This window comes from Ureibacillus sp. 179-F W5.1 NHS, assembly GCF_045369345.1.
Lineage (GTDB): Bacteria > Bacillota > Bacilli > Bacillales_A > Planococcaceae > Ureibacillus > Ureibacillus halotolerans.
Genome location: NZ_JBIQFG010000078.1, coordinates 958 through 5028 on the forward strand (window position 1 = coordinate 958; position 4071 = coordinate 5028).

The window sequence follows — 4071 nt, forward strand, 5'->3', positions numbered from 1 at the left end:
TATAAACTTAGAATTACTATCTACATTATATTTTTGGGGTATAGCCAAGCGGTAAGGCAACGGATTTTGATTCCGTCATGCCCAGGTTCGAATCCTGGTACCCCAGCCATTTTGCGGAAGTAGTTCAGCGGTAGAACACCACCTTGCCAAGGTGGGGGTCGCGGGTTCGAACCCCGTCTTCCGCTCCAAAAAGTTATGGCGGCATAGCCAAGTGGTAAGGCACGGGTCTGCAACACCCTTATCACCGGTTCGAATCCGGTTGCCGCCTCCAAAATTTTAATCGGTATGACCGATCTTTTTTTTATCTTTTTTTAATATGCCGGTGTGGCGGAATTGGCAGACGCGCACGACTCAAAATCGTGTTCCATCACGGAGTGTCGGTTCGACCCCGACCACCGGTATCTTTAACATTTTTTAAGTTAATTTTAGAAAAGAATTATTTGCTCGTAAGCCTTGATATATAAGGGTTTACGAGCTTTTTTTGTGTTTTTAGGTTTCGATTGAAAACGATTGGTTTTCGAATGATTTTACACATTTTTTACACAAGTTTTACCCAATCATTTTCTCGAAAATCTTTATTGTTGCCTGCTCTTCTTTCTCTCGTAACTCTTTAATGACGTGGGTATACTCTCGTAAGGTAGTATCAATGTCACCATGTCCAAGTCGTTCACTTACATAATGAATTGAAATATTTTTATACAAAAGAACACTTGCATGTGTATGACGTAAACCGTGAATGGTGATTGGTTCAATACCAAGATTGCTTAACGTTTTCTTTAATAGCTTGTTTGCATTTGTGTTGCTTATAACTTTGTATCTTGAGGTAGGACTATAGAAAACCAACTGATGAATATTTGTAGGCATGGTTTTAAATAGTTTTTTAAAATGAGCCATGACAGTTGGATTCATTGTTATCGTTCGCACAGATTGTTCGTTTTTTGTCGGTCCGAAACCTTCAGGATGACGTTTCATATATCCCCAGGTTTTATTTATTCTTATCGTATTCTTTTTAAAATCAAAATCTTTCCTTGTAAGTCCAACCATTTCGCCAAAGCGCATTCCAGAAGTTAGTCCTAGTAGAAGTAGTGAATAACCTAATCCCTTGTTAATGTTCTCCCATATCTCTTTTAATAAGATCTCGCTTTCTTTATAGTTAAGATGCTTTTCTTCTGATTTTTTGGCGGGTACAGTATAGGTAATTACAGCATTTCTTGTAAAATCACGATGAATAATTTGTTCATCCATTGCGTCCTTCACACATGCACGAATATTATGGGTATTTACCTTTTCTACTGTTTCTTTAGATCTACTAGAACCAAACTGATTAATAAACATTTGATAATCATGTCTGGTGATCTCTTGTAAAGGTTTACTCCCGAAGTATTCTTTGATCGCTTTATAAGTGTATTCGTAATGCTTTCGAGTAGTAACACTGATATTTGTTTTATAAAGCCTAACCCACTTGTCAAAATAGTCATCTATTGGCACTGGAGTTAGATGAGGAAGAAGTCCTTTACTTAACTGTGATTCTATCTCTGCAGCTGCAATTTGAGCTTCTTTCTTAGTGCGGAAACCTCCCTTTCTTATAGGTTTTGATTTTCCGTTAACCATATGGCTAACAGTAAACTGATATGTTTTTCCTCGTTTTTTAATACTAGCCATATTTTCCCCTCACTTTTTTTCATAAGGGTGGCCAGTTCCGAAATAGGTCACCCTTATTTTAACAATTTCTTATATTGTTTTGTAGTTATATATAAGGTAGTAGGAATTATATCTGCTACTAGGAAGAAAATATTCGGTGAAAATTCTTATCCAAAAAGTCTGCCATTTTTAAAGCATGAAAAGACCAAGTTTGCCCTTTTGTTTTTGGATAGAAGACAAAACCACCATGTTCAGTATCAAGTATTTTTCTGAAATGTGATGGATAAAGAATATTTTCTTTAATCCATTCATGTTTTCGATTGATTCTTGTTTCGAGATCTTTCATTGACCAGTAGACTCCATACAGTTGTTGCTGTTTAAGCTCCTTCAGTTCTACTTTTGAGATTAATACGGTATCAGACGGGATTGGGATAGTTAGATTAACTGATAGCTGTTGTTCCATTTTTCATACCTCCACCATGATAATTATTCGATCATTGCAGCACAAAAAAATGCTTTTACAACAAGAAACAGAATCCATATGGACCTGTGACTTATTGCAAAAGCATTTTTGTTTTGCATTTTATCTAAAGTGTAATAGTTACTTTACAAGTTTATTGTTATAAAGAAATTTATCAAAGTGGTTTTTTATGCACAAAATAAAAAACACATTACTGATAAGTGCGGTCTTCAAGTAGAAAATATTGTAGTACCTTATCACAAATGCGTTTTACCTTTAGTGTAATAAATTACTTTGTTTTCAGTTTGTAAATATAATATACAAGAAGTTGGTAGATTAAGTCAATAGTTATATTTTTAAAGCAATAGATTAGTATACTGTTAGTATAGAGGTAGTTATAAACTATTGACCGTACTACCACTGTTACGTTTACAATTAATAATAAGTGGGGTATTGGAGGGATTTTGATGTCAAAAAAATACTATACTGTGGGTGAAGTTGCTGAAATATTGAATATCGATAAAATGAATAGGAGTCAGGTTCATAAATTGCTAGAGAGAATCGGAATTAAACCTGTGATAGGAAATAACAAATATAAGAAATATAGCGTAGAATCAATAGAGAGGGCTAAAGAATTAAAAAATGTTAAATGCAAAACAAACATACACTACAAAGATATCATTTCAATTTGTGATATTGTAGAAAATTGTACTTCTAGGGCTGGTGCTGTTAAAAGAATATATAATATATTCAAGCATTATGATTGTACAGCTAATCTCTTTTATACTTTAATGTTTTTTATGAATTGTTGTAATTCAATTATAGGTTTAAAAATGAAACAAGAGAATTAGTTGAGGAGATAACAGGTGTTCTTAACAAAAATCCACATTAACATGAAAACCTATACTCCATATATAATTATTATTTAAACCAAGCTTATGTGATGGATTTACTTATAGAACTATCCGAAATTGAACTAGAACCAGATATAGAATTTTGGGATTTAAATGTAATTAACTGTTTTCTTGACTATATGATTAAAGTTGAAACTAACAATTTGCAAGATAGTAAAAGAATAGATGAAAACTATATTACTAATCTATTGCCTAGTTATGATTTTCAATCACAGAATAATCAACTAATTAGAAAGTTGGAACTCTTATTAAATAAATTGAATGATTTTTATGGTGATACTAATCTTGAGTATGAAAAATGTATTAATATTTTTGCACATGCAATCATTATTGACCATAAACGTTTTTGCACCAACTAACCAGATAAATTAGTTGATTGCTGAAATCAAAAAAGTATTTGCTGGAGGTAATTATGTCAATTATTAAAGGTGGTACAGCAAGGTTTAATGGTGTGATATTTTATTCAGAGAAATATATTTCAAAACCAATTAGGAACAGAGATGGAACGATTAGTGTAAAGATTACCAAAAGAAAGGACATATCAAAGTTAGATAGAGTCATTAACAAAATTCCTATAATACGTGGATTATTCTTATTTATAAATCCGATTATAGCAATGTGGAAAATTTATCTATTTATATTTCTCCCACTTTTGGTTCTGCTTCTATTAATGAATCGTAATAGTGTAATAGCATCAGGTTCATCAATGCTAGCCTTATCAATAATTGCTGAATGGATTCAAAGTCATTTTTTACTACTACTTGCAATAATATTGGTTACATTTGGTTTAATTTGTAAAATGACAAATTTAGGTAAGTATCATGCTGCTGAACATATGACAGATACATCATATAGTTTATTATCCAGTCTAGCAATATCAGATGTAAGTAAACAATCAAGAACGCATAGACGTTGTGGATCAAATGTTGTGGTCTTTTTGTTCTTTTGTTGCTCCATCTTTTCTTTTTTTATTTCGGACCACTAGCGTCGCATTAAAATAATTCAATACCTAATTGAAATCTGAATTTTCTGTAATTCTATCTTTGCATAAAAAAA

The 4071-nt window shown here is 32.3% G+C and carries 4 protein-coding genes and 4 tRNA genes; 6 read left to right on the forward strand and 2 right to left on the reverse strand.

From position 1 onward, the window contains the following. Nucleotides 1-34: 34 nt before the first annotated feature. The 4 genes from ACH0B5_RS17630 to ACH0B5_RS17645 all read left to right on the forward strand — a co-directional run bounded on the left by ACH0B5_RS17630 (nt 35) and on the right by ACH0B5_RS17645 (nt 401). A tRNA-Gln gene (locus tag ACH0B5_RS17630) sits at nt 35-109 on the forward strand. Between the two features lie 4 nt (nt 110-113). Further along, nucleotides 114-188: transfer RNA gene (locus ACH0B5_RS17635), tRNA-Gly, on the forward strand. Between the two features lie 9 nt (nt 189-197). Then, nucleotides 198-271, forward strand: a tRNA-Cys gene (locus tag ACH0B5_RS17640). Between the two features lie 47 nt (nt 272-318). Continuing rightward, nucleotides 319-401 (forward strand) — tRNA-Leu (locus ACH0B5_RS17645). A gap of 148 nt (nt 402-549) precedes the next feature. Here ACH0B5_RS17645 and ACH0B5_RS17650 read toward each other — a convergent pair. Next, on the reverse strand, nt 550-1662 hold the full coding sequence (locus tag ACH0B5_RS17650; protein ID WP_406928235.1) for a tyrosine-type recombinase/integrase: 1113 nt from the start codon (nt 1660-1662) through the stop codon (nt 550-552). Between the two features lie 118 nt (nt 1663-1780). Further along, nucleotides 1781-2104: a DUF771 domain-containing protein gene (locus ACH0B5_RS17655; protein ID WP_158176796.1), complete on the reverse strand. Its 324-nt coding sequence runs from the start codon at nt 2102-2104 to the stop codon at nt 1781-1783. Nucleotides 2105-2568: 464 nt separating this feature from the next. On the opposite strand from ACH0B5_RS17655, the gene ACH0B5_RS17660 reads away from it, so the two are divergent. Both ACH0B5_RS17660 and ACH0B5_RS17665 read left to right on the forward strand, forming a co-directional pair. Then, nucleotides 2569-2952: a hypothetical protein gene (locus ACH0B5_RS17660; RefSeq protein WP_406928236.1), complete on the forward strand. Its 384-nt coding sequence runs from the start codon at nt 2569-2571 to the stop codon at nt 2950-2952. 475 nt (nt 2953-3427) lie between these two features. Next, nucleotides 3428-4000: a DUF1385 domain-containing protein gene (locus ACH0B5_RS17665; protein WP_406928237.1), complete on the forward strand. Its 573-nt coding sequence runs from the start codon at nt 3428-3430 to the stop codon at nt 3998-4000. Nucleotides 4001-4071 lie beyond the last annotated feature (71 nt).

Bases quoted from the DNA above. Each gene is read 5' to 3' on its own strand.
- ACH0B5_RS17650 (WP_406928235.1), bottom strand. From the start codon at position 1,662: ATGGCTAGTATTAAAAAACGAGGAAAAACATATCAGTTTACTGTTAGC.
- ACH0B5_RS17655 (WP_158176796.1), bottom strand. From the start codon at position 2,104: ATGGAACAACAGCTATCAGTTAATCTAACTATCCCAATCCCGTCTGAT.
- ACH0B5_RS17660 (WP_406928236.1), top strand. From the start codon at position 2,569: ATGTCAAAAAAATACTATACTGTGGGTGAAGTTGCTGAAATATTGAAT.
- ACH0B5_RS17665 (WP_406928237.1), top strand. From the start codon at position 3,428: ATGTCAATTATTAAAGGTGGTACAGCAAGGTTTAATGGTGTGATATTT.